This is a genomic window from Stenotrophomonas sp. 1L-E-5-B-C3 (assembly GCF_057292075.1).
Genome location: NZ_JBXAWS010000001.1, coordinates 423,963 through 443,319 on the forward strand (window position 1 = coordinate 423,963; position 19,357 = coordinate 443,319).

General features: G+C 61.4%; 19 protein-coding genes and 1 pseudogene. 3 read left to right on the plus strand and 17 right to left on the minus strand.

Going from position 1 to position 19,357, the window contains the following annotated elements:
- On the plus strand, positions 1-1,263 hold the full coding sequence (locus AC0Z6F_RS02055; RefSeq protein WP_049400618.1) for a Y-family DNA polymerase: 1,263 nt from the start codon (positions 1-3) through the stop codon (positions 1,261-1,263).
- A 15-nt stretch (positions 1,264-1,278) separates the two neighbouring features.
- Here AC0Z6F_RS02055 and AC0Z6F_RS02060 read toward each other — a convergent pair whose 3' ends face one another.
- From AC0Z6F_RS02060 to AC0Z6F_RS02120, 13 genes and pseudogenes are all read right to left on the minus strand, one after another.
- The gene (locus AC0Z6F_RS02060; RefSeq protein WP_006375711.1) at positions 1,279-2,091 is read right to left on the minus strand and encodes an abortive infection family protein; all 813 of its coding nucleotides are present in this window, start codon (positions 2,089-2,091) and stop codon (positions 1,279-1,281) included.
- A 49-nt stretch (positions 2,092-2,140) separates the two neighbouring features.
- On the minus strand, positions 2,141-3,208 hold the full coding sequence (locus AC0Z6F_RS02065; RefSeq protein WP_006375713.1) for a Shedu anti-phage system protein SduA domain-containing protein: 1,068 nt from the start codon (positions 3,206-3,208) through the stop codon (positions 2,141-2,143).
- 13 nt (positions 3,209-3,221) lie between these two features.
- Positions 3,222-5,867 (minus strand): DEAD/DEAH box helicase, encoded by a 2,646-nt coding sequence (locus AC0Z6F_RS02070; RefSeq protein ID WP_006375715.1) that lies wholly within the window; start codon positions 5,865-5,867, stop codon positions 3,222-3,224.
- 2 nt (positions 5,868-5,869) lie between these two features.
- On the minus strand, positions 5,870-7,390 hold the full coding sequence (locus tag AC0Z6F_RS02075; protein ID WP_006375717.1) for a site-specific DNA-methyltransferase: 1,521 nt from the start codon (positions 7,388-7,390) through the stop codon (positions 5,870-5,872).
- Positions 7,391-7,498: 108 nt separating this feature from the next.
- The gene (locus tag AC0Z6F_RS02080; protein ID WP_006375719.1) at positions 7,499-9,694 is read right to left on the minus strand and encodes a fimbria/pilus outer membrane usher protein; all 2,196 of its coding nucleotides are present in this window, start codon (positions 9,692-9,694) and stop codon (positions 7,499-7,501) included.
- A 3-nt stretch (positions 9,695-9,697) separates the two neighbouring features.
- Positions 9,698-10,357 (minus strand): fimbrial biogenesis chaperone, encoded by a 660-nt coding sequence (locus AC0Z6F_RS02085; protein ID WP_006375721.1) that lies wholly within the window; start codon positions 10,355-10,357, stop codon positions 9,698-9,700.
- Between the two features lie 130 nt (positions 10,358-10,487).
- Positions 10,488-10,988, minus strand: a complete 501-nt coding sequence (locus tag AC0Z6F_RS02090) for a Csu type fimbrial protein (protein ID WP_006375771.1) — start codon at positions 10,986-10,988, stop codon at positions 10,488-10,490.
- Positions 10,989-11,105: 117 nt separating this feature from the next.
- Positions 11,106-11,639 (minus strand): hypothetical protein, encoded by a 534-nt coding sequence (locus AC0Z6F_RS02095; protein WP_032971186.1) that lies wholly within the window; start codon positions 11,637-11,639, stop codon positions 11,106-11,108.
- Positions 11,588-11,926, minus strand: a complete 339-nt coding sequence (locus AC0Z6F_RS02100) for a hypothetical protein (protein WP_141651028.1) — start codon at positions 11,924-11,926, stop codon at positions 11,588-11,590. The genes AC0Z6F_RS02095 and AC0Z6F_RS02100 overlap by 52 nt, the downstream gene beginning before the upstream one ends.
- Positions 11,927-12,185: 259 nt before the next feature.
- Positions 12,186-12,665: a JAB domain-containing protein gene (locus tag AC0Z6F_RS02105; RefSeq protein ID WP_006375809.1), complete on the minus strand. Its 480-nt coding sequence runs from the start codon at positions 12,663-12,665 to the stop codon at positions 12,186-12,188.
- A gap of 216 nt (positions 12,666-12,881) precedes the next feature.
- Positions 12,882-14,084, minus strand: coding sequence for an ankyrin repeat domain-containing protein (locus AC0Z6F_RS02110; protein WP_075677511.1), 1,203 nt, complete (start codon positions 14,082-14,084; stop codon positions 12,882-12,884).
- A gap of 66 nt (positions 14,085-14,150) precedes the next feature.
- Positions 14,151-14,582, minus strand: coding sequence for a hypothetical protein (locus tag AC0Z6F_RS02115; protein ID WP_125892011.1), 432 nt, complete (start codon positions 14,580-14,582; stop codon positions 14,151-14,153).
- A 228-nt stretch (positions 14,583-14,810) separates the two neighbouring features.
- A pseudogene (locus tag AC0Z6F_RS02120) lies at positions 14,811-15,032 on the minus strand (transposase); the annotation flags it as partial.
- 84 nt (positions 15,033-15,116) lie between these two features.
- Here AC0Z6F_RS02120 and AC0Z6F_RS02125 point away from each other — a divergent pair.
- A complete protein-coding gene (locus tag AC0Z6F_RS02125) occupies positions 15,117-16,091 on the plus strand; it encodes a hypothetical protein (RefSeq protein WP_006375894.1) in 975 nt (324 codons plus the stop codon).
- Positions 16,092-16,301: 210 nt separating this feature from the next.
- Here the strand turns inward: AC0Z6F_RS02125 and AC0Z6F_RS02130 are convergent, their stop codons facing one another.
- The 4 genes from AC0Z6F_RS02130 to AC0Z6F_RS02145 form a co-directional block, all read right to left on the minus strand.
- Complete coding sequence (locus AC0Z6F_RS02130) at positions 16,302-16,658, minus strand: hypothetical protein (RefSeq protein WP_006375896.1); 357 nt, start codon at positions 16,656-16,658, stop codon at positions 16,302-16,304.
- Positions 16,659-16,777: 119 nt separating this feature from the next.
- Positions 16,778-17,257 (minus strand): hypothetical protein, encoded by a 480-nt coding sequence (locus tag AC0Z6F_RS02135; RefSeq protein ID WP_049459047.1) that lies wholly within the window; start codon positions 17,255-17,257, stop codon positions 16,778-16,780.
- Positions 17,254-17,592: a hypothetical protein gene (locus tag AC0Z6F_RS02140; RefSeq protein ID WP_032971199.1), complete on the minus strand. Its 339-nt coding sequence runs from the start codon at positions 17,590-17,592 to the stop codon at positions 17,254-17,256. Before AC0Z6F_RS02140 ends, AC0Z6F_RS02135 begins: the two co-directional genes overlap by 4 nt.
- A gap of 379 nt (positions 17,593-17,971) precedes the next feature.
- The gene (locus tag AC0Z6F_RS02145; protein ID WP_006375897.1) at positions 17,972-18,544 is read right to left on the minus strand and encodes an outer membrane lipoprotein; all 573 of its coding nucleotides are present in this window, start codon (positions 18,542-18,544) and stop codon (positions 17,972-17,974) included.
- Positions 18,545-18,747: 203 nt separating this feature from the next.
- Between AC0Z6F_RS02145 and AC0Z6F_RS02150 the strand changes: the two genes are divergently transcribed.
- The gene (locus AC0Z6F_RS02150; RefSeq protein ID WP_006375898.1) at positions 18,748-19,026 is read left to right on the plus strand and encodes a hypothetical protein; all 279 of its coding nucleotides are present in this window, start codon (positions 18,748-18,750) and stop codon (positions 19,024-19,026) included.
- The last annotated feature ends 331 nt before the right edge of the window (positions 19,027-19,357 follow it).

Genomic DNA, 19,357 nt, shown 5'->3' on the forward strand with positions numbered 1-19,357 from the left:
GTGTTCGGCTTGGTGGACGGGAACAACTTCTACGCGTCTTGCGAGCGGGTTTTCAACCCGTCGTTGCGCGGCCAGCCGGTGTGCATCTTGTCTAACAACGACGGCTGCGCGATCGCCCGCAGCCAAGAGTGCAAGGATCTGGGCGTGAAGATGGGCCAGCCCATCCACGAGGTGCCGCCCCACATCCGGCGGCAGCTGCGAATCTTCTCGGCCAACTTCGGTCTCTACGGTGATCTGTCAGGTCGCGTGGTGTCGGTGCTGCGGGAGTGGTTCCCGCGCGTGGAGGTCTACTCCATTGACGAATCGTTCGTGACGTTCGACGGTGTGCCGGCGGAACAACGTGAGGCGATGGCCCGGCAAGCGCGTGCCCAGATCCTCCAATGGGTGGGCATTCCGTGTTGCGTGGGCATCGGTCCTACGAAGACGTTGGCAAAGCTCGCCAACAAGCTGGCCAAGAAGACGTCGCACGGGGTGGTCACCGCCCTCCCCGGTTCGCCCGAGCTGGAAACTTATCCGGTGGAAGACGTGTGGGGCGTGGGGCGCAAGCTCACGGCCAAGCTGGGCGCCGAAGGCATCCTCACCGCGGCCGACCTGGCCCGCGCCGATCCCGACACCCTGCGGGCCCGTTACGGGGTCACGCTGGCCCGAACCCAGCGGGAGCTGCAGGGGGTGGTGTGCAGCGACCTGGAGGAAGTGGAACCGGAGCGGCAGCAGATCGTTGTGTCGCGCTCTTTCGGCCAAGAGGTCACTTCGCTGGATGACCTCCAGCAAGCCGTGTCCACGTTCGCCCAGCGGGCGTGTGAAAAGCTGCGGTCGCGCTCGCTCCAGGCGAGTGGGGTGTGGGTGTGGCTCAACACCAACCCCTTCAAGCCCGGCGCGGCGCAGTATCACCCCAGCAAGGCCTTCAACTTCATCGGGCCGACGAGTGACACCCGCGAAGTGCTGTTGGTGGCGCAAGGGTTAGCCAACGCCATGTGGAAGGACGGCTACCGCTACAAGAAAGCCGGCGTGGGATTGCTCGACCTCACGCACGGCGACGTCCATCAGGGCGACCTGTTCGCCGGCATCGACCCCCGCTCGCAAGCGCTCATGAAGGTCATGGACCAGGCCAACGCGAAGTTCGGCCGGGGCACCATGGGCATGGCGTCCTCGGCTTGGCGATCGAAGGGGCCAGCGCTGGCCAAGCCCGTGTGGGCGATGAACCAGAAAAACTTGTCGCCGGCTTACACCACTCGCTGGGATCAACTTGTGCGGGTGCGGTAGCAACTCGCCAGACGACTAAAACGGGATCTCCAAGTCCTCGGCAGCAGCCGCTTCTTCTTGCTGCCGTGCGAGCTTCCACTTCTCCTCGCAGGCCTTGATGAAGCGCACCGTGCTGGCGACGTTGCTGGCGATCAGAAGTGCCTCGTCGTATGCCAGCACCGGATTGTCATGGGCCATCGTGTGGTTGTTCCGCACGTAGTCGTATTGACCGAAGATCGTGGTCGCGCCTTTCAGGATGTGCTCTGCCATCTGGGAAGTCAGAAGACCTTCTTCCTTGACGCGCTTCACGTAGGCGCCCATAAGGCCACCCAATGGCACCGACCGGTCCCTGGGGATGCCGTGCTCCTCGCAAAGCTTGCGAAGGAACTTGACCAGGAACGTATGTAGCCGATCCAAGCCTTGCTCTGGCTCGTTACGCTCGAAGCACTCCCTGGCGGCTTTAGCCACCTTCTGGAAGTCTTCTGTGTCGCCATCGATGGCCTCGATGTCCTCCACCGGCTTGGCTTGCGCCAGTCGCGCTGCAATGGCTTCGCAATCCCTGAAGAGTGCCTGCCGCTCCAATGCCGAATGCCCGGTGTCCCGGCAGTGCTCTAGCAGTCCGTGGATGACCCGCCCCACCAACGAGTCATCTTCTCTGGTCCAGAAGCTGCGCAGGTGGTTGGCTTTGGACGAGCCATTGCCACTGTATGCCCCGCCATAGATGTCTCGATTAACCTCCTCTTCGAAGAACCGAGCAAAAGAATTGTTCGAAAAATCGAGGACGTAACCACTGCTCATGCCGAACAGATCTTCAAGTTTCCGTTTCTCGCGAGGACTCAAACTGGACATGGGTGGCTTCGCAAGGCTCTAGGAAAGGTCCCGACGATTCGGCGAATGATCACCATGGGATATCGTCCTCCTCAACCGCCGACTCCGCATCAGCACCCTCTGCGGGGCTCATCATTTCAATAAGGCGCTCGCCTTGAGCCAGCAGATGGTCGTAGGTCATTACAGAGATGCCGTGGAGACGGCGATTGAGCCCATGAAGTGCACGCTGCTGTTCGTCGGTCCATCCGTGCGATCGGCCAATCACAATCGTGGCGCGGGGGTGATAGGCCACCACCTCTTTGTGGTCTAGAAGCCCATCTTTCGCAGCTTGGTGGAGGATGTCCAGATACCGGTGGCATTGGCCGATGGCCCGGGAAACGTCTGCCGAAAAGTAATAATTCTTGTGAGCGGCGTCGTAGAGCAGAACCTCTTTGTCCGGCCGTTTCAACTCAACGATGTCCCGATAGCCGGCGATCACGTTCGGCAACAACAGGTCAAGGTTGTCTCCAGTCGAAATGGCCCTGACTTCGTCACGGACCACATAGGCATTTCCGAACGCCCAACAGTGCTTCTCACACCAGGCCTGATAGGTCTGCTCCCCTGCCTCACCGCTTCCCAGATTGGAGCGCAGTTCGGCCACGGCTGATCGCATCTCGCTCAGACGGATTGACCCACGCAGCGCCGTGCTCAACTCATGCGTGAGTTCAGTGCTGGACAAATGGCCCAGCAACTCCGACTGCGACAGGACCTTTGTCAGGGCACCCACCAGTTCTTGAGGATCGTGGCCCGTCAGGTTGGCCTCGCCGTTGGCCACCCGAATTAAGATGAACTCACCTGTTTCCGACTGAGCGGCAAGGGGCAGATGTGTCTGTAGGTATTTGAGCAGCTGGAGGGACGAAGTTTCCGACAACGTGAGGGTCTTGGCCTTGTCCTCGATCCAAGGCTGATCCTTCGCCTTCACGAAACCTTCGAGCTTCAGCGAAAATGTGGTTCGACCATCGCTATGTGGAATGAACCAAGCCAGGGCGTGCAGCTTGCTCTTGCTGGTCTCATTGAGCACAACTGGTGGTGCGTAGTCCACCTTGCCACTGCTGGCCGTCTTCCTGACGACCTTCTGGACTTGTCCTGGCTTTTCCATATCGCCTCCCCGCTTAAGCCCCGATTGCCGCCTTCAACTGCTCGGTGACGCTGTTGCCCTTCTCGTCCTTCAGCTGGGCCATTAGGTAGATCCCCTTGCCCTTGCTCTTGGTCGCCCAGAGCTCGCCCACCATCCGCTTTTCCTTCTCGGTGTCGGATGAGTAACGGTCCCCGCCCTTGTATTCCACAACCAATAGGCGCCCGTCCTTGAGACGAGCGACGAAGTCCGGATAGGTGCGTTGCTTGGCCGTGGGCATCCAGAACTGGCTGCGATCCACCAAGTTGCGCACCCAGAACTCCACCTCGTCCAGCTGGTCGATGGCCTGGGCGCAGAGGAACTCCTCGCCCACCTTACCGCCAGCGGTCTTCCACTGAAGGTCGCCCACGAAGGGGTAGTAGTGCTTGCGGAACCGGTAGGTGCCGCCCTGGTAGTAGGAGTGCGCCGGATACAGGGTCATGTCCGCCGGGTAGGTGAACATCGCGTCGGGCTCGTCGCTGACCACGACCTCGGCGGCATCGCCGAACAGGGCCTGCTGGAAGCCGTCCTTCAGTGCCTCGACCTTGGCGAGCTGGAGCTGCTCACTCAGCTTGCGCCGGAGGACGAACTGGCCATTGAGCAGTTGCGATAGGGAGAAGCCCCGGTCCTGGGACAGACCGCTGATGGCCCGGCGCACCCACTCCCGCAACACGGGTTGCTTCACGGCTGGGTCGCGGATCTTCTGGTCCAACCACCCCACCAGGTCCGCCTCGGTCCGGTCCTTGGCAAAGCCCGGAAGGTAGGTGTTCACGTCGTCGTCGATCTTGGTGTAGGTGACCTTTTCATCCACCAGATCGACTTCGAAGGTCTGGCTGTCGGCGTTGAACTTGAGGCTGGACAGATCCGGCGGGTAAGCCAGCAGATCCCACATGAACCCGGGCGGCACCGCGCCGCTTTCGATGAACTCCAGTTCGCCCTGCTCCATGACGCAAAGGCGGGGAACACTGAAAACGGCCCCGTTCTGGCTGGGAGCCTTGACGGCCTTGGAAGCGATCTGGTGACGCTCGATGGTGGCCGCAACTTCCTCGCGTTCCTTTGCAGGGGCGGCCAGAGTGATCGCCTCCACCGTGGAATCATCCACCTCCCCCGTGATCTCGACCGTTCCGCCCTTGCCTTCCCCGTAGGGCACGAACACCACGTTGCCTTGGTCGCGCTCGGGCACGTTGGTCAGGTCCGGTGGCTTGCTGACCGCCACGGTCGTCTTGGGCGGTGTGGGGACAGGATTCGCTCCGCCTTGCAGGCCCAAGCCAGGCCCAGGTGTCGGTTCACGCTGGACGGCGCCCACGGCTTCCAACGGATTGAAGCCAATGTCAATGAGCGACTTGGTCAGCTCTGCCGCCGCCACGTTGAAGTGGGTGGTGGTGACGTGGGCGTAGGCCTTGTTCATGGCCTCCTGCTTGCGCCGGGTGGCATACGGCATCCGCAGCACACGGCCCAACAGCTGCTGGATGTCCTTGTCGCTCTTGACCTGGGCCACCGAGCAGAAGACGTAGGCGAACGAACAGTCCCAGCCCTCCTTGAGGGCCTGCTTGGTGATGATGACCTCGATGGGGCAGTCCTTGGCGAACAGGTCGACGCCGTCGATTTCCCGTTGGTCGCCGGTGGCGATGGCGATGGCATTCTCTGGGACTTTCTCGATATCGATGAGGTGCCGATTGACCTCTTCCACAGTGGCCGTTCCTTTGGCGTTCTCAGCCTGGATCAGCAGGATGGGGCGGATGTAGTCCGGCTGCTCATTAAGCGCGGTCTTGCCCAGCTCGTTGCGACGGGCTACAGCGCTGCCTACCGCCGCTTCCCATTGCCCCACATGCTCCTTGAGCACGACTGGGAACTTGATCATGTTGGCCACCTTCAGCTCGAAGGCACTGACGCTGACCAGCACGTTGCTCTTGCTAGCTTCCGGCGTGGCGGTCAACTCCACCACTAGCTTTGCACCCAGACGTTGGTAGACCTCGTAGGACAGCGGGGTGTTGGCGTTGTGCGCCTCGTCGGTGATGACCAACGGACCGTGAAGCTTAAGCAGGTTGGCGAACGAGGCGATGGCCTTGCCCGCTGCGTTCTGCTCCAGATAAGGCAGATCGGACACGCTTCCGGCGAAGTGTGTCTCCAAGTCCTCGTGATGCTCGTAGACCTTGCGGCCGTCCTGGTTCTCCACGCGAAGGGCAGCCATCGTGGAAATCACCACGCAAACCTTCGTGCCCAGATCGGCGGGGCGAATGTGAGTGAAGTCTTCGACATCGAACACCGCCACCTTGCCACCGAAAGCCTCATCAAGCTCCTGGCGGTAGGGGTGACGGGGATCCTTGAACGCTTCCAGCGTCTGGGTCTTGATCTGGGTGGTGGGCACCATCCACATGACCAGCGGATACGTCCGTTCCAGGTAAGTATCCCCTGCCGCTTGAATGATGTGCGCACCCATCACGGTCTTTCCACCACCCGTGGGTATGCGCAGGCACACGTAAGGGGTGGCTTCCATTCCCGGCATGGGCTTGTAGTTCGTGACCAGACCCGGATCCACGTTCCTCTCGAACGCAGATTCGGGACCACTCAACCGTGCGTCTTCCAAGAACTGAGCAAGGCTGGACAGGGCCCGCTGCTGATACACCTTCAGGGAGAGAGCCATCGTCAACGCGCCTTTATGTCATAGGGAGTCTGTTTGAAGGTGATCTGGAGCTCTTCCAGCTGCTCCTTCGGCAAGTCGCAGGACTCACCGTAAATCACCTTGGGTCCGTCGAACGGCTCCAGTCCTCGCAACACCCTTTTGGTCAGCACGTTGCCACCGGCCTTGCTTTCGTCGCCAAGGATTCCGTTGAACAGCAGGTAGTAGCCCACACCATGGTGCTCGCCCAGGAATGCCGTCTTGGGCGCACGGGTGGAGCGCGCGGCGCCGGTCTCAGCAAACCACACGTGTGCGGCCAAGTGTTCGAAGCGGATGCCCTCTCGGATGTGACCACTCTCATCGAACACGGGAACCCCCAACTTGTAGAAGCGGAAACCACCTCCCCCGTCCCAGCTGAGTTCTTTCGATACTCCGCCTTGTTCGCCGTCCACCACCTTCAAAAGCCTCGGCTGGCAGTGCGTGCGTGCGTGCTCACCCATCTCAATGCCGATCCACTGCCGGCCCATCTTGTGGGCCACTGCCGCCGTGGTGCCTGAACCTAAAAAACTATCCAGGACTAGATCGCCGGGCTTCGTCGCTATTTCCATAACACGCCGAATTAGCGCTTCTGGCTTGGGCGTTGAAAAGTGATCATCGCCAAATAGCGCAACCACTTCTTTTTTCGCGTCCTGCGTGTGACCGACCTCAGCATAAGGCCAAATAGTTTGCGGAACGCGCCCTTGCTTTACCTCAGACAGAAACCTTTTGATTGCCGGGACATTATTCCCACCCTTTCCCCACCAGATCCGGTTATCTGCATCCATCTCAGCCAGCTTGGCTTGCGAAACTCGCCAATACATACCATTCGGCGGACCCGGGATCACTCGACCCGATGGAGTGGTAATGGGATAGGTGCCAGCACCATAGAAATTACGTGCCGAAAGATCACCTGCCTTCCACGGCCCCCTAGGATCACCATCTTTATTAGTGTATGCCTTATCCTGCTTTTCCGTCCTCGGCATAGGATTCGGAAACCACTTTTCTGCATTCTTTGCGTAAATGAACACGTGGTCATGATCTACCGAGAAATGGCGTGCCGAGTTCTTCGGGGAATATATTTTGTTCCAAATTACATTCGCAATGAAGTTTTTCCGCTGAAATACTTCGTCAGCTATGACCTTGAAGTAGTGGGCTTCGTTGTCGTCCAGTGTGATCCAAATGGAGCCCTCTTCGGCCAAGAGATCCTTCAACAGTTCAAGGCGGGGATACATCATCGACAACCATTGAGAGTGTTCAATGTTATCGTCGTAGTGATCGCTGACCGCCGACTGGGTGTTGTAGGGCGGATCGATAAAGATGCATTTCACCTGACCTGCATAGTAAGGAAGCAGAGCCTTGAGCGCATCGAGGTTGTCCCCCTCGATGAGCATGTTCGGGGAATCTTCGTCCCCATAGGAAAGCTTGGCGACCGGCTCCAGCAACCGGTAAGGCGTCAAGGCGGCGCGAGTAAGGTCCGCATCGCGATTGAACCAAGAAAGCAGTGGCATCCAATGATCCCCTTAGACAGGCCCACAGTATCGTTCAGCCAAAGGATGCAGGGCCAGTGTCGCAAGGCCTGAGACAGCTCAAACCTTTGTTTTCCAAGGGTTGGAGGATCACTGGCAGGCCAGCGACACCACCGTTTGCGCAGAGCCAAGGTCTGCCGGCAACCGGGCCCTGCAGACCCCCGCCACCTCGACCACCTGCCCCGGCTCCGGGTGCTCCAGGTAGAGCACCCCGTCGAACCCCACCTGGGTGGTCTCGGTCGCCGTCTTGGCCACCGTGCCCGCTTCGATGGCCGGGCCAGTGAGGCGGAAGGTTCGTGCAGTCTCGGTCAGGACTGGGAAGGTGAGGTGCATGCCGGCTTGGCGGCCAGCGGTGGCGGTTTGCTCGATCTCGGCCAACTGGGTGCCCAGTGGCAGCGCCCGATCGTCTACGCGGACCTCGGTGGGCACCATTGGGGTCACCTCGCCCACCACCAGGCGGCCCTGGGCGTTGGTCTTCCCTACCAATCTGCCGCCCACCCTCACCGGCACCCCGGCTTGGCCGGGCACGTCCACCACGGCGAAGGATTCGGCCGGACCCAGGAACGTCACGCCTTGGCGGTCAAGGTGGACGGCACCGGCCATCGAACCGGAAGCCCAGATGCCACTGGGCCCGTGCTCGGCGTTGACTTGGGCCCACCCTGCCCGGGTGGTCCAGTTGGCGTTGGCCCTGGCCGTCTGGCCAGCCGCTCCCTCGTCCACCGAAGCGGACAAGCCCACCGGGGTTCCCAACACCATGGGGCGGGCGCGTCCTTGAACGGCCCAGGCGGTGGCATCGGGGGCTTGCCGGGCCCTAACGCTCACGCCCTTGCCCCGGCCGAAATCGTAGCTGTAGCCCACCTCCACCCGGGTTTCCTTGCGCTCCAGATCGCGCAAAGCGGAGACGGCCACGGTGTGCCCGTTGCCACGCCAGGTCAGCCCGGCGTCGGCGTAAGCGGTGCGAAAGCGCGGTGTGCGCACGTCGGAGAACCCTGCTCGGAGAGACCACTGGGGAGTGGGCCGCCAGAAGACCGAGCCCCGGGTGCGCTGCTCCACCTCCACCGCACCGGGGGCGCGCAGGCGCCAATAGTCCTGCTGGCGCTCGTGCTCCAGGCGCACGCCAAACCTCGGGCCGCGGTAGTCGTAGGCCACGGCCTGCCGTTGGCCGCCTCGCGTGGAAGTGCCCAATTCCAGATCCAACGTGCCGTAAGTGCCAAGAGCCGTCGTGGCCCCCAACGCCACGTTGGCCTTCCCGTCCGTTGAGGTTTGGGCGGTGCCGCGCAGGGTCCACCGGTCGTTGAGGCCCCGAGCCACCGACCCGGTCGCGCCCAACGTCCCGTAATCGCTCTCTCCTTGGCGCACCCGGCCGGCCGCGACCTCCCAAGTGGTGAGCCCTTGGCGAAGCAACGTGGGGGCGACGTAGAAACGCTGATCGCTCACCACCGTTTCGCGGCCGTAAGGGTCTCGCACCACCACTTGGGTTTGCTGCGCACCGGTGCCCAAGGCGCTGCCATCGGCGGTGAACGGGCCTTTCCCCACCCGGCCTTGCAGCACGCGGGCGCGGTTGGCCAGGACTTCGACCGTCGCCGGATCGAGCGCCACGCCGCCGAGCACCGGGACCGGATACGTGGGCGTCAACGGGTCCAACGCCCGCGGGTCCTTGGCCACGCGCACCCCGCCCAAGTTGACCAGCGAGGACGACGGACCAGCGAACACATCGCCTGCCTGGTAAGTCACCAAGCGGTTGGGATCATCTTTCTGCCAGCGCGTCACGCCGCGAACGTAGCCGGTGCCGGCCGTGTCGGTGTTGACCTGCCCGCTGGTGCTGATCACGCCCCAACGCCCCGCCTTGCGGACCTCGTGGCCCAGCGAGAGCGCCTGCTGTTGCTCGGACACCATGCCTGCCACGCTGTAGTTCACCAGCACCCCGGGAGCGGGCGGCGCGATGGGCCCGCGCTCGGTGCGATCACGGGCCACGCGTTGGGCCTTGAGCCGATCGGCCGGCAGATCCAGGGCGACCGTCGCGGTGGCCTCGTCCACAACAAAGCCCACGCCCAACGCTTGGGCACTCATCGGCTCCGTTTGACCCGGGGGAAGTTGGAGCCCGACCTCGCGCCACGTGGCCGGCTCGGCGAACCACTGACCGCCTTGCTGCCAGAACGTGAGCGGATCCGCCTTGGCCTTGCCGCCGATGACCGGCACCAGGAACGCGGGTGCCACGCCGTCGGGCACCGCTGCGCTGGCCGACGATGCAGCCAGCAACAACAACGCCAAGGCTTGGCCACGCATCGATCACCGCCCCACGGGGACCGTGACGGGCTGGCCGTTGACGGTGATCGAAAGCACTTCGGCACGCTGGCCAGGCTGGGTCTCGTAAGTCATCGAGGCCCCCGGTAGCGTCCAACCCAATGCACCGTCGCGCCACGGCTTCCCACCGGCCGGGCCAATGGACGACACGCGGGCCGCGGTCTGCCCGTGATTCGTCAAGCGGTATCCATTGGGCACCGCTTGGACGGTCACCTGGGGGACGGGCGCGTTGGCGGCTTCAAAGGCCACGGGCAAGTCCTGGTTGACCAGCAACTGGACGCCCTGGGCGTTGGGGTCTTTGAGCTGCATCAGCAGCACGCGGTAGTAGCGCCGCTCGCCCAGCGCGCCCACCCGCATCAACCGGGCGGTGCGCTTGGATTGGGGCGGGACGTCCACGAAGGTAGGCGCCCCCACGATCTCAGTGGTGGGTGAAAACACGTTCTGCCCCGTGGCCTGATTCCACCCCACGGCTTTCACCTGGTAACGCACCGAGGTGTCCCCGCTGTTGTGCAGCGTCACGGCGACGTGCTTGGCCGAGGTATCGGCCATCAGGGTGGTGGGGCCAACGGAGATGGAACCGGCGGACGCCGAAAAGGACAGCAAGGACGCGGCGGCCACGGCCAAAAAACGTTGGGAATGGGTCATGGGGTCTCCTTTGGGGGTGTCTCCATTCAAGCTAGATCGGAATACCATTCCGTCAACCCATACCTACTCATCTTTGCAGCAACAAAAAGCCCCCGGGGCAAGCCGGGGGCGTCGGGACAACCGATGGGAATCAGTTGTAAGTAGCGGTGACGGTGACCGTGTCGGTGTAGTTGCCGCCCACGGCCTGCTTGAGGGCCAGGAAGCGCACCGCGTAGTTGTAACTTTGGACGGTGCCGTCGCCAACGCCGGTGAACGCGTCGGTGTCATCCCCCCAGACTTGGCTTCCCTGCGGGTCCTTGAAGAAGCCGTAGGGGATGTAAGCCCCGGCGCCGTTGGTCACAGCCCGGTAGGTCTCATACCCGGACAGCAGGCCGAAGTTCTGCCCCTGGCCCGGCGAAATGGAGTAAGTCGTGCCCGCGTTGCACACGATGCTCAGCCCGGAGGTGCGGGCGGCAGCTTCAGAGATGCCCGACCAGTCCATGCCTTCGATGGAGGTCACGGACAGCTGGCAGGTGTTGGTCAAGGTGCCCTGAATCGTCAGATCCGCGGTGGTGTCGGCGGCGAACGCGGGCACTGCCAGCGAAGCCAGGGCGATGGGCAGAAGGGCGCGAAGGAAGGTCTTGCGTGTCATGGGTATCGTCTCCTTGAGAGGGATTGAGTGGGGATGAGTAGCCCCAGAAAGGGCCATCCCCTTACCGATACCTCGAATCTGAAAACGCGCAAGGGGGGGGGGGCATTGAGCCAGCCGTCAGAGCCTGGGACGTTTGCCACCTGCGGTGGCTGACTGTTCCCATACCCGATCCAGCTCACGCGCCCGGTGCTGAGCCATTGCCTCCTGAATCATGCGCTGAAGGACGAACGCAAAAGCGCCAGTAACAAAAACGCCCACGCCGATCCCGCAATCATCCGGCAGGCTCGAAATCTCTCTTATCGATGGCTGGTAAATGACCTCGTCGAGCTCAGGGGGCAACGGATCAACGCACGTCTCAATATACGCGTTCACCTCGATTTCGGCTGCCTTGCAGAGCTCGGCGTCAGCGAGCAGCGCCCGCAAGTCGGCAAGCGTGGGAAGCCACACCGTATTGAACAGCGGGCCACCCACCGAGGGACTGATGAAATGGATGCCATGAAGCACGGTCGCCCTCTCACTCTTTCCGAGCTCTCCGTCTCCCCAATGTCCGTTCATCCGGAGGGACCCATTACCCATCCCGGTGGCCGCGTCCCCGCCAATCACTCTAAATATCCCAACGAGCGATATTTTTCCGCCCTTGCTGCTCTCCATTGAGCAATTTCGTTTCGCCTCCGCTGCTCTTCTTGCCAGCACTTGAGCAAATGCTTGTAACTAGGCTTGGCTCGCGTGACTTGGAAGGATCGGCCATTGACGTGGATCTTCCCGCCGTTGTGCAGCTTCACGGCATGAACTGCGCTCCACGTGGTCGCCCATCCGAGGCTGCCTTCTTCTTCAAAGCTCACGGGCTCCAGTGAAACCTCTGCATAGTCTTCCAACAAATCTGGGTTCATCCCTAGTTGGATCATCGTGAATTCGTTGGATGCGACGGTCGTGCTCATGTGACACCTCTTGTTTTGGTCGGCGGCATTGCCTACCCATGACTTCAAGGTAGATCGACATATGATTTTGTCCACTGGTGGCGTGGACAAATCTTTGACTAAAAGCAAAAAGTGCGAAGCGAAGGCCGCAATTTTTCACCTCACCCCTTTGCGCGCCAAAGGCGATTTTGCTTTCCATCCACGCTCCTGCTCTTTTGGATGCCGGCGCGCAGCGGTCGGCGGCGGCTTCCGCCGCAGGTCTTTGCTTTAAAGGGGGTGGTCACACCCACCCTCGTGAAGCCATCGACACGTGCGAGGTGCCCGCGATCACAAGGTGATCCAGCACTCGAATGTCGAAAAGGGCAAGGGCCTGCTTGAGGCGGTCGGTGATGGCGCGGTCGGCAACGCTGGGCTCGGGGTTTCCGCTGGGGTGGTTGTGAAAGAAGATGACCGCGGCGGCGTTGTGGTCCAACGCCTTCTTGGCGACGATGCGGGGATGGACTTCGCACCCATCGATGGTGCCTTGAAAGAGGTGCTCGGTGGCAAGGATGCGGTGGCGGGCGTCCAGGAACACCGTGCCAAACACTTCGTGATCCAGGTGCGCGCAGCGGGCAGTGAGGTAGTTGCTGGCACTGGAGGGGTCGGTGATGGCCTCGTGGCGCTGCAGGCGACGCTCCAAGATGTGCGAGGCGGCCAAGAGGATGCCCTCATCGTCCATGGCCAGCTGGTATTGGGCCCGAATGTCGTTGGCTCGCTTCACTTGCTTTCTCCACCGGCGCGGGATTAGCCACGGGCGGGCGTGGTGTCTGCGGCGGAGGCGGTCAGTGGGAGCAGGCCGACAAGGGCCAGAGAAAGAACCAAGACGCGCATGAGGCCTCCTTTCATGAATGGGTTGCACTACCCATAACAAAAGGTTTGGTTTGCGCAACGGGATCTAGAAAAGAAAAAGGCGGCTTTCGCCGCCTTTCCCTTGGGCTTAGAAGCGCGCTCGCAAGCGAGGGGCTTCCTGGGTTTGGCTGTCCTGCCCGTGGGCCTTCATGGCCGCACCAACCTGGCGTTTGGCATCGGCCCCAAACCCGCCTTCCGGTGGCTTCCAAGCGTTGGCGGGCGGGAGCAGGCTGACCAGGAGCTTGGCCCTCTCTTGAGCCCGCAAGTCGTTGAAAAATGGCTTGCCGCTGTTGATCGGCGCTTCGCCCTTTTGGTTTTGGATGTGGGGATCTGCGCCCGCCTCAATCAGCGCACTCCAGACAGTGGCATCGCGGCCCGCATGAAGAGAGGTATTCCCGTTGTTGTCTTGGGCGTTCATATCCGCCCCTGCCTTGGCGAGCGCTTCAATCGTCTCTGGAAAAATCGCACGGTGGATCGGCGCCTGGCCGTCCATTCGCCGTGCAATGACGTCTGCGCCTGCACGGGTGAGCAAGGCCACCGCCTCGGGGTCCCTGGCTATATGCAGCGGTTGATTCCCCTGGTCATCGCTCGCCGCGGGATCAAGGCCTGCTTTCAGAAGTTCCTTAAGCGCGCCCGTGTTCGCCTCGAAGAGAGGGGTTCGCCCTCGGTTATCCCGGGCTAGGATGTCTGCCCCGGCCGCAATCAAGGCGCGGGCCTCCGTCTGCCCGGTTGCTCGGAAGAGAGGGGTTTGCCCTTCATTATTCCTCGCGCTGACATCCGCTCCCGCCTTCAGCAACGCTTTGAGACTGTCGTTGTGTGCGCCAAACAACGGGGTGTTCCCTTGGGTGTCGCGAGCGTTGATGTCAGCGCCAGCCTTCACGAGCTCCCTTAAAGCCCCTTCGCTCGCTCCGAAAAGGGGCGTTTTCCCTCGGTTATCGCGCGCATGAATGTCTGCCCCGGCCGCAATCAACGCCCTGGCATCCCCTTGCCCTCTCGCGTTAAAAAGCGGTGTTTCCCCTTGGTTATTCTGCGCATTGATGTCTGCCCCGGCCTTGATCAGTTCAATCACGGCTCCCTCGCTTGTCACAGAATGAAGCGGCGTATTTCCAAGGCCATCCCTCGCTTCGATGTCAGCCCCAGCATCCAACAGCCTCCGAACTTCGCGCGGGTGATGCGCATCATGAAGTGGCGTTTGATCCAGCCAATCTTCATCCCTTGCGTTCACATCAGCGGGGATTTTGGTAAGCCCGATTTGCTTCAGAAGAACGTCTTTGAGATTCGAAATATTCAACCCACACCTCCACAATAGTATTTTGACCTCCCACCATTAGCAGAAAATCAGAACCTCGCAAGGGAATTAAATAGAAGAAGACGGCTCTTGCCGCCTTTCTTTTTCCATGTCAAAACCGTTGTCGGATTCGAGGCTTCTGGCTTCCCTTTCCTCACCCTGGGCTTTCATGGCCGCACCGACTTGACGTTTGGCGTCGGCCCCAAATCCGCCTTCCGGTGGCTTCCAAGCATTGGCAGCGGGAAGGAGCTCGTCAAAAAGCTTGGATCGGTTGTGGGCACGAATGACCTGATCGGATTGATCATTACCTGGCCGCCCCAGAAGATCCGTGGGCGTTGTTCCTTCTAAATCGGGATCCTGAGGCGTGCGTCCAGCCTTGAGCAGGTCACCGGCCCATTCTGCATCGCCGCATGCAACAGCGAAGTGGAGCGGATACTCGGTCGCGGCCGTCAGGAAGGCCTCGTAGTCTTGCCGCTGTCGATGCGGGCGTCCTCCTTCCACTCATCTTAATTTGTCTCGTCGTCCCAATGCTCGTCAAAAGCGGCCTGGCGGAGCTCGTCGGGTAATCCCCCCATTTTTAGCAGCGGCCAAAAGTAGAAATAGGGATGGTCTGATCAATTCACACTGAGTCGTGGGTTTTCAGCGCCGGAGTCATCCTGGGCCTTCAGACGCGGCGGACTGCCATGTTTTCCGCTCTCGAAGTGCCCTTGCGGGCACCTCAAGACGGAGTTACCCCTGTGCCGCCAACAGCTTCCGGCGCACCATCCACAGGTTGGACAGCGCGAACAGGGTGAGCACCTGTGCCGTGTTCTTGATCAAGCCGAGATAGCGCACCTTGGTGTAGCCGAACTGCCGCTTGATCACCCGGAACGGATGCTCGACCTTCGCGCGCAGACTAGCCTTGCAGCGCTCCCAGCGCTCAACCTGTTCGAGCTCACGCGCGTTGCCAATGGGGAATTCAACCGGAGGATTGAAGAACGGGCTTGAAGGCTTGAGGATGAGCTACCTGGACCCGCAAACCGTCACGAGACCCCGATGGACTACCCTGACCTTGCCCCCCTGGAGGAAATCTCCGGTCCGTTCGCCCTTCTTTCGAAGGGCCCAAAATTCATCGCCGCCTGGCTTGCCAAGCGCACTGAGGAGCGCTACCGGGAGTTCACCCGTGCCGCGCTTGAGGGTCAGGTGTTCCCCGAGAACGCGGAGGCCATGACCTCGGAAGATTTTCTGGCCATGCTGCGGGCATTGGAGATGGACATCGAGGCCGAGAAGGCCACCGTCTATGGCCGCCTTGCCTGTTCAATCGCTACCGGCAAAACCGCAGGCCATCTCAAGCGCCACTTCATTAAGGCGCTGAGCGACCTGTCGTTTGGCCAGGTCGATCTTCTGCGACGCGCTTTAATCACCGAGCGTCACCACGTGTTTCCTGGCACCGGCGGGGGTAACCTGGACCCAAAAGAATTCCTTGGACTGCAGTCGAAAAGCAGCATCAATCGCCAGACCTTTGAACGCTGGGGCCTGATCGAAGAGAAAGGACTGAGCCTCGCAGGCCGACGGTTCGTGGAGGCTTGTTTTACCAGCGATGAGTTGGCGCCCTCCTCAGTGGGCTTTCAGGAATGGGCCAAGGGTCGCATCCACATCGTTTGCAACGAGATGGGCGCGCCGAGCTGCCACAGCGTCCTGGTCCAACTGACCGAAGATGGGCACCGCCGGGCCATCCATGTCCACAACAGCGCAGCACTTCGGGGACGCTCCAACCGCCTGCTGACACCCGGCCCCGTCATGGTGGTCCTTCTCACCGATAAACCCCAGCGTCTCGCCGACGAATGGACCACGGTGGAAGACACCATCCGAGGAAGAGTCCTGGCCGTGGTGGCCACGACCGATCCGAATGCGCCGTTGCCCGTCGCCATGACGGGCTTGGAACGCATAGATGCGTCACCGGACCGTGCCGCAGAAGCCGTGACGGCGATACTGGAGCGCTTTGAAGCAAAAGGGTTACGGGGCACCTGAGACCGCGATGTTAAACCCGATTCGACCGGTCATTGGAAGTGGCCGCCAACTTTATGGCGGCCAACGAGCACTACTTACAGACCAAACGAGGCTTCACGGACAGCGACTTGCATGCCGGACAGAAGAGCCCCAAGTTGATCTTCCGCTGAAAGTGATGACTGCACTTCTCGCAAACAAAAAGGTAAGGCGCCCCTGGAACGAAGCCGGGCATCACTTTCCTTCCTTGCGCTTGAAAATGACCTTTCCGCCAGCCTCGTATTCCACATCGTAGCCTTTGTAGATTGCGAGGATCAAAGAGAGACCAAGGCTTGCGGCGGTGATGATGCCGATGATCTCGACTCCAGTGACTGTCGCGACCGCCCCCAGGCTGAGCGTGCTGAGCCCAGCCGTTACTGGAGCGAGCCCAACTGCAGCAACGATTGCTGCAACACCGACGGCACCAAGCTTGGCGAACTTGCGCGTCTTCTTCAGGTCGTCTGCCAACTTGCCCACAACCACAATCTGCTGCGCCTTTGCATTCTTGGCCGCTTCCAGCTCATCCCGCGTCCTTACTGTCACGCTTGCCATAACGCCCCCTGTTGTTAGCAATACCAGTGATGGATACCCTGGGCAGGATAGCCGAAGGGAACACCGTGTTCCTAGCAGCAATGATGGTGCCCAACTGTCTCTCCAGCTGAGACACGAACTCAACGCATCCGCTGCCACGGGTCGTCCTTGGGAGCCTCCACCGTAACCTCGGCAACGTCGTCTTCAGCGCGCCATGCCTTCCCTTCGAGCACCATGGTGGGACCCCTGGAACGTGCGATGGCGGCCTCTTTGGCGGTCGGCGGGTTCCATGACCGATGCTCCTCTAGGTAGCGCTCCGTGGACGGCCTCAACGGCAGGCCACCGCTCGGCAATGGCAACGTCCGATCATGGCGTTCGTCTTGCTGACGGGCATAGGCGACTTGCTCGGGCTCCCCAAACGCCTCCCGGTGGGCATCCAGCAAGCGATCGACAGCGTCCACGTCCCCGCGGGCATGGAGCGATTCGGTGTAAAGCGCTTGAAGCAACGGGTCACGCTCTTCGTGAATCTCTTCGCCTGTGTCTTCGCCTTGGAACAGCCCATCGTGGCGTGGGCGGGCGTCGACGGGGTCTGGGCGCAACCGACCGTGACTCGTTCTCATGCCCGCCTCCGCGCCAGCCCGCTGCCGTGAAGCAGCCCGCATGCGATCGAATAAACGACAAGAGCCAGCGTGGATGACAGGTATAGGTTGGAAGGATCCAACCAGACTTGGCTCACCACGTGCTGTAGCTGGTAAGCCAGCAGTGCCAAGCACGCGTAGAACACGGCCAAATGCCACATCAACGCAACCACGGATGGGGCGTCCTCTTGGCCGGCTTGGAACGCCTCCCAGCCCCTGCGTGCGCTGCGGGCTTTGGACGCGCACAGCCACGCGATTCCGAAGGTGATCGCAAACATGGCGAGCTCAAACAGCACGACCACCAGAATAACGGTCATGGGATCCTCCTCTGGGTTGGGAGCAGGCCATGGGCCTGCAGGTAAGCGTGGACTGCCTGTCGGGTCACGCCCAGGCGCTTGGCAATTGCAGGGCCGTTGTTCCCCTGCTCCAGGAGGCGCACCACCAGAGCGTGTTGGTCAGCCAGTGGGCGCCGGGGCTTTTGACGCAACCCCAGGTGGGCCAGATCGGCGCTCACCACGGGCGATGGAACGCCCAGGGCTTGGGCGATGGCGGCGCGGCCGTGTCCCTCTCGGACCATCCGGGCGACTTCGGAGCGGCGGTGGGCAACGGATGGCCGCTTCATGAGCTCAACCAGAAGCCCGCAAGCCGTGCCTTCGCAATACACGCCTCCACCAACGTGTTCGCTTTTGTGCATCCTTACGGCCCCACGCGCACGCGAGCGCTGTTGTTGTCCGACCGGGCATTGATGCCAATGGCACAAGGGCTTCCGCACGAATAATCGCCAATGCGCACCGGCGAAGCATCAAGCGGCACCACCCGGGTCTTCTTACCCTTCCCCACCAAGAAGACCCGATCACCTTCGCGCACATCCACATCGGCGTCTTGGACCACCGCGAGGACGCGCTGGCGGCGATCGGACAGATCGCGCACGTAGATCTCCACCGCACGCCGGCCGCTGAGGCCCTTTTGAACCGCGGTTCCGGCAGCCGCACCGATGACGCCACCGGTCACCCGGGCTGCATTGCGGTATTCCCGGTTCTTGACCTGGTTAGCAGCCCCATAACCAACGGCCGCCCCGATGGCGGAGCCGGCGTTCAGACGCTGGTCGGACGTCAGTTGAACCGTGCGAACCATCAGGACCTCGCCCAGTCGGGCGTCCTGGACGGATAGGGCCTCGGACGAACCGTAACGGCGAGCGGAGGTGGAATCGGCGGCAAAGGCGGCCGGAGCAGACAACGCCAATGCAAGGGCCAGAACGATGGGTTTCAAGGTGCACCTCCATTTCGTGAGTAGGTTCACCTATGCATAGATCGATTCTGGGAATGCGCAAGGGGGGGGGCTTCGGAGCGCGGTTACACAGACTGCAGTCCGCGTCATTAAATTGACGGAAAAGCGACAAAATGAAGCATATGGACAGAGATTGATGCTCAGGCGATGATTCTGCCCACAACTCAAAACCAACAGGGAAATGTATGGCAAGGAAGAAGAGTTCATCGGCCGCAGGTGCCGCGATTTCGACCGGCGGCGGAGCCGTCGCTGGCGCAACTTCTGCGATCCTCGGCGTAACCAGTGGTGCAGCGGCCGGGACCGCCGGTGCAGCCGCCGTGACCTCCGGCTTGGCAACCGTCGGGAGCGTTGTGGGCGGTGGCATGCTTGCTGGACTGGGGGTGGTCGCGGCTGCACCAATTGCGGGTGGTGCGGCGATGTTCGGCGTCTACAAGCTCTACCAGCGCATGGCATCCAAGAAGTAACCGCTCTGCCTGGCCCACTGCCACAAGCGGTTTCCCTCTACGTCGCGCAGGCTTCGTCAATGTCTGCAAGTGGCCATCCAAGCTAGCAACCTTGGTGGCCGCTCTTACCAACTTGTGGCTCAAGCCCTTGGACCAAAAGGCCACGTTGACCTCAATGCCCCGCTGGCGCAGCCAGAGTGCGGCGTGACGCTCAAACCCGAGCGCACTGAGGCCGTTCATGCAGGGCTAGCAGCCGGCGGAGTGCGGTGCAGTCCGCGCCTACACGTTGGGATGCACGATGGGTTCGCGCATGCTCGATAGCACACGGATCGGAATTTCTGTTACTGCACGT